The organism is Bacillus sp. 05T22 (genome assembly GCF_056396765.1).
In genome coordinates this window covers 1-6,251 of the sequence record NZ_JBFTMC010000168.1, presented here as the reverse complement: position 1 = coordinate 6,251, position 6,251 = coordinate 1, and the positions used below count along the sequence as shown (strand labels likewise).

Genomic DNA, 6,251 nt, shown 5'->3' with positions numbered 1-6,251 from the left:
GGAAAAAGACACCTTCTTAAAAGCAGATGTTCGAAGAGGTTTTGACTTAGAAAACGATAGTTTAATTCGTGTAGCTTTAATTCACTTAGAAAATGAACCATCTCAATTGGTGATTAGTTTCCATCATATCATTATGGATGGCTGGTGTACTTCAATTTTAATGAATGATCTAATCCAGTTTTATTCTCAATTGGAAGCGGGGCTACAAAAAAATAAGATTAATGATACTTTATCATCTAGATATGATTATGAGAGTTATATTCGCTTAATGCAAAAAAATGATAAGAAAGCTGCGCGAAACTATTGGGTAGAATTATTAGAAAACTATGATAATGAGTCTGTAATTAAAGGATCTGTAGAAAATAATTCAATTGATGGAGAAATCCGAGTACTTGAAGTTGATGTAAGTATAGAAGAGACTCGAAAACTTGAAGAATTATGTCAATTTGAAAGTTTAACATTAAATACTGTGGTAGAGGCTGCATGGGGGATATTATTACAACACTATACAAATCAAAGTGATGTTGTATATGGAAAAATAGTATCAGGTAGAAATATTAATATAGCTGGTATCGAAAATATGGTTGGATTGTTTATAAATACAATTCCAATTAGAGTTGAAACAAAAAACAAAGAAACCTTTTTAAGTATGTTATCAAAGATACAAAAACAAGCTATTAAAAGTAGCGAATTTGATTATTGTCCCTTAGCAGAAATACAATCGCAATGTACAAATTTAGAAAATGATTTAGTCCAAACAGTAATTGCTTTTGAAAATTATTACACACAGGAAGGTCCGCAAGAGACAGCGCTAAAATTGGAATTATTAAGCGGCAGAGAAGAAACTAATTATCCTTTAACTGTAGCTGCGTATAAAGATGAGGCCTTAAAGTTTGGTTTCATGTATCAAACAGACAAATTTACAGAAAGTGATATTATTTCTATTTCTCATCATTTCATAAAAATTATCAAAGAAGTAATCGCTAAAAAGGATATTTTAATTGATGAAATTGAGTTTATTGATGAAGAAGAAAAACATCTGTTGATGAATAACTTTAATAATACTACGATGAATTTTGCTAATTCTAAATTAATTGTAGAAGTATTTGAAGATGTAGTGAAGAATAATCCTGATAAAGTAGCTTTGAAATTTAAAAACCAACTTGTTACTTATAAAGAGTTAAATAACTGGGCTAATTGTATTGGTTATAGTTTAAGAAATTTTGGAGTAGGTAAAAATGATGTAGTGGCATTGGTGACAGAAAAATGTAGTGCAATGATAGCTGGGATATTAGGGATATTGAAATCTGGGGCAACATATTTACCTATTGATGCATCTCATCCAGATGAACGTGTGAATTACATGCTTGATAATGCATCAGTTAATGTAATATTAAAAGGCTCTGGAAAAACATTAGGTTCAGAAATTTTGAATAATTATAATTCTATTACTATAAATGATATTAGTATCGAAAGTATGCCAAACTTACCATATATAAATGATATAGAAGATTTAGCCTATATTATTTATACATCTGGGACAACAGGGAATCCTAAAGGTGTAAAAATTAATAATAGGAATGTACTAAATTTAGTAGAATGGCAGAAAAATAATGCGGAATTCAACAATAAAACGGTTGTCTTGCAGTATTTTAATTATATATTTGATGGATCGGTATGGGAAATATTCCCATCGTTATTATCAGGCATCACCTTAGAAATTGTGCCAGAAGAATGTAGGAACGATCCCTCATCTTTAATTAATATGTTCAAAGATCGTCAATTGACAATAGTACCGTCTCTTTTTACAGCGTTAATGGAGTATGCAATGGAAAATAATATGATAGAACAATTTAATTCGTTTGATAAATTATTTTTAGCAGGAGAAAAGCTCCCTCTAGATGTGATAAGAAAATATCAAAATATTTCTAATGGAAAGATTGATGATGTATTTAACGTATATGGTCCAACAGAAACAACGGTTTGTTCAACTTACCATAGGTTTAATTCAAAAGAAAAAATCAAAGAAGTATTAATTGGTAAGCCTATCGGTAACACAAGGTTATATATTTTGAAAGGAAATAAACTATGTGGTGTTGGGGTTGAAGGGGAACTTTGTATTGCAGGTGAAGGTGTTAGTGATGGATATGTTAATCAACCTGAACTTACAAAAGAAAAGTTTGTTGAGAATCCATATACACCTGGAGAACGTATTTATAGAACCGGAGATTTAGCAAGATGGACTTCAGATGGAAATATTGATTATCTTGGTCGAATTGATGAGCAAGTAAAAATTCGAGGCTATCGAATTGAACTTAGTGAAATTGAAGGGGAACTTAGGTTAATTAATGGTGTAAAAGATGCAATTGTGATAGCTAAGAGAATTAATAACACTCATGAACTATGCGCATATATTTTAAGTGAAAAAACAATTGATTTTGATTACATTTATAAAAATTTAGAAAGAGAGTTACCTGATTACATGGTTCCCCATTATATGACGGTAGTAAAAGAATTTCCTAAAACTAAGTCAGGGAAGGTTGATAAAAAAGCATTGCCAGTTCCTAAATTGATCGTACAGAACAAGTATGAAGAACCTAGAAATACTATGGAACAGGTGGTGATTGATATATTCAAAGAAGTTCTGGAGGTTTCTGAAAGAATAAGTGTTAATGATAGTTTCTTTGATTATGGTGGTGATTCACTAAAAGCTATTAAAGTTATTTCAAAACTTAGACAAAAAGGCTATGACTGCAATATTAGAGAAATAATGGATAGGAAATCAGCACGGAAAATCAGTGAATTCTTTGAAAATGAAAAATTATTACTTACAAAAGAAACAAAACAGAATGTGAATTTCAATTTAGATGAATATATTTTAAAAGAATATGGAACAGATATTTATAGTAAAGAAAAAGTGGTTTTAGTTGATAAAATTAAATATCGTATTCTATTTGTAGAAAACATTACCTTGAATTTAAAGAAAAGAATTTTAGAGGCGATAAATCTTAATATGCAGCCGGAAGTTTTTCCAAATTATATTTTAGATATGAAAGACTCTGGGGAATTTAGGGATAATATGTCGAAGTCGGAATTTAAAATGGTTCTTTCTGATAATGAGATTAGTGAAAATATTGTTAGATACAAGAAATTTGATAGAGCAAACTTACAAAAATCAGTCGAAATGGATAAGGTTGATGTGTATTCGCCATCCCCAATACAAGATTATCTTTTAGCATTACCTTATTCAATTATTCAAGATGAAATTACTATTCGAGGAGCCTACCATGCTGAGGACGTCATTAAAGTTATAAAGTATTTAATCGAAGAGCATGGCTCATTAAGAAGTGTACTATTGAAAGCTAATGGATTCAATCTAATAGGAGAAATTGCAATTAATGAAGCCCCAGGTATTGAATATATTGATTTGAGATATAGCTCTTTAGAAACTTATAATCAAACAATGAAAGAAATGAAGTCTATTAATCGTTATAAAAATATTAATGAATGGGATTTATTAAGTAAYATTTTTATTGTTCATGAAGATGAAATTACATTTAGTATTCATATTTCATCACATCATAGTGTTTGGGACAAAGGAAGTTCATTGATCTTAGAAAATGAACTTGTTGAAATACTTGAGAATGGGTTAAAACGTAATATTTCTAGAAGTAAGTATGCTGATTATGCAGAACTTTCTAATGGATTAACAGAAAGTGAGGATAAAAAACTAACTAAATTTATTTCAGAGTATAAGAGATCATTGATAACTTATTCTCAATTAAATTATCAAAATGACATTGTTCGTTTGGAGCTCGCTGTTTTGACAATTCCAGAAGAGATATTAAGCAGTTTTGATGAAGAAGTATGGGGTCTAATAGAAATGATATTGGATGTAATAGTCTTTGAAAATAAACTTACTAATGGAAGTGATGTAGTTCCATTGCAATTAGTGCAAGAAGAACGAAGCAGTATTGACCATAAATTTATGAATCAAACTGGACCTATAATCGATATGCTTCCATTAATGAAGAAATCAGATTTCTCAATACTGGACCAAATTAATCAAGTTAATTTAATGAAAAAAACTTTTGGATTAAATTGGTTAAATATCTTTAGAAACAACTTTAAATTGATGGATAAAGTTTTGTTAATTAATTATTTAGGTCTCTATGAGATGAATTACAAAGATTATATTGAAGACATAAGTTCTGATAATTATGAAGCAGCAAGAGAGATAACGTTTAGTAAATATGAAGATAAATTACTAGTTCGTTACCCAGTATTTGAGAACTGTAATAAAAATATTAAAGATCTGTTACTGGAAAAAATTAATCCATATATGCAAGTTAAATAAACTGAAGGTAGTGAAAAAAATGTCTGAGAAAGAATTGAATATACAAAACATTGGAGTATTTGATAGTCAAGAAATTTCTTCTATTTTCCAAGATGGTTTAATAACTTTATTTGAAAGAGAAGTTAAAAAGCATCCCCAAAAAATTGCTGTTTCTGATAAAAATACTGAGATTTCTTACCAAGAATTAGATATGAAATCAACAGTAGTTGCCAACAAAATTAGAAACGAAATTACTCGGGATGGACAATACGTTGGAATAGTAGTTGAAAGAACAGTAGAAACTATCATTGGAATACTGGGTATTATTAAAGCTGGTTTTGCCTATATGCCGATAGATGAATCATATCCAGACAATAGAATTAAGTATTTATTGAAAGATAGTGGAACCAAATATATTTTGACGCAACATGAGGAGAGTTTGAAGCATTTAATGCTTCAAACTCCAATGTTAAATTTAAATAAGGTCGTTTATTGTGATGATTCCATTAATCTGAATAATCCCTCTATTTCGAGACCAGAAGATTTGGCGTATCTAATTTATACATCTGGAACGACAGGAACTCCGAAAGGGGTAATGGTTGAGCACAGGAATATTATCAGATTAGTAAAAGAAACTAATTATTGTGATTTCGAAAATATTTCCATTTTACAAACAGGATCTTTATCTTTTGATGCATCTACTTTTGAAATCTGGGGTGCGTTACTAAATGGTGGTCATGTTCATATAGCTGAAAAAAAATTGTTAGGTGATATAAATTTATTAAAAGGTGTAATTAGAAACTTAAAAATAAATACTATGTTTATTACAACTGCTCTATTTAATCAGTTTGTCAGTTTAGATCCAGAAGTATTCAATTTATTAAAACAATTATATTTTGGCGGGGAAGCTACTTCAGAGGAACATGTGGAGATATTCTTAAAACATAAAAGCGATGATTTGGCTTTTTACAATATCTACGGACCGACTGAAGTAACTACCTTTTCATTATTTTATCCAATAAAAACATTGGATAAAACTAGTAATAAAACTCCTATTGGACAACCGATTAGCCATACAACTGCATATATCTTTCAGGAAGAAGTTGAATGTGAAGTCGGTCAAGTTGGTGAATTGTATCTAGGTGGTATAGGGGTTTCTAGAGGGTATTTGAATCAATATATTTTAACTCAAGAGAAATTTGTTTATCATCCCGAAAATCATTTAGAGCGTTTATATCGTACTGGAGACTTAGTCAAAAAATTACCTGATGGAAACATTGAATATGTAGGTAGAATTGATGATCAAGTAAAAGTTAGAGGATTTAGAATTGAACTTGGAGAGATTGAAAGTCGATTAAAAGAGATTGCACAGGTGGAAAATGCGATAGTAACTTTGATTGAGGATGCAGGAGAGAAATATATATGTGCATACATTATTGGAGACTCAGAAATTTCCACTACTGATTTGAAAGATAAATTAAGTAATGATTTACCAGATTATATGATTCCTGCATATTTTATAAAGCTAGGTGAATTCCCTCTTACATTAAATGGAAAAATAAACAAAAAGGCATTACCAAAACCGATATTTGAATATAGTGAAGAATATATTCAACCAGACTCTTTTGAAAGTGTATGTGTGGCAAATGCTTTTTCAGAAGTTCTCGGGATTGAAAAAGTGAGCCTAAATTCAAATTTCTTTGATTATGGTGGTGATTCAATAAAAGCTATCCGTATGGTATCTAGCCTAAGAGAAAAAGGTTTTAACTTATCCGTGGAGTCGGTAATTAAAGAAAAAACGGTTGGGCATATTGCTAAAACTATCGAAAAGATTCAAAAATATACAATTAATCAATCTGAAATCACAGGGGAAGTTAAACTAACTCCAATTCAAAGGCAATTTTTTGAATCCGAA

The 6,251-nt window shown here is 29.9% G+C and carries 2 protein-coding genes; both read left to right on the top strand.

Features of this window, described 5'->3' with window-relative positions:
* Window positions 1-4,357 (top strand): non-ribosomal peptide synthetase (locus AC1DIT_RS26625; protein WP_476998532.1); only part of this gene is annotated, 4,357 nt, incomplete at its 5' end.
* A gap of 19 nt (window positions 4,358-4,376) precedes the next feature.
* On the top strand, window positions 4,377-6,251 hold a 1,875-nt coding region (locus tag AC1DIT_RS26620; protein WP_476998531.1), incomplete at its 3' end, for a non-ribosomal peptide synthetase.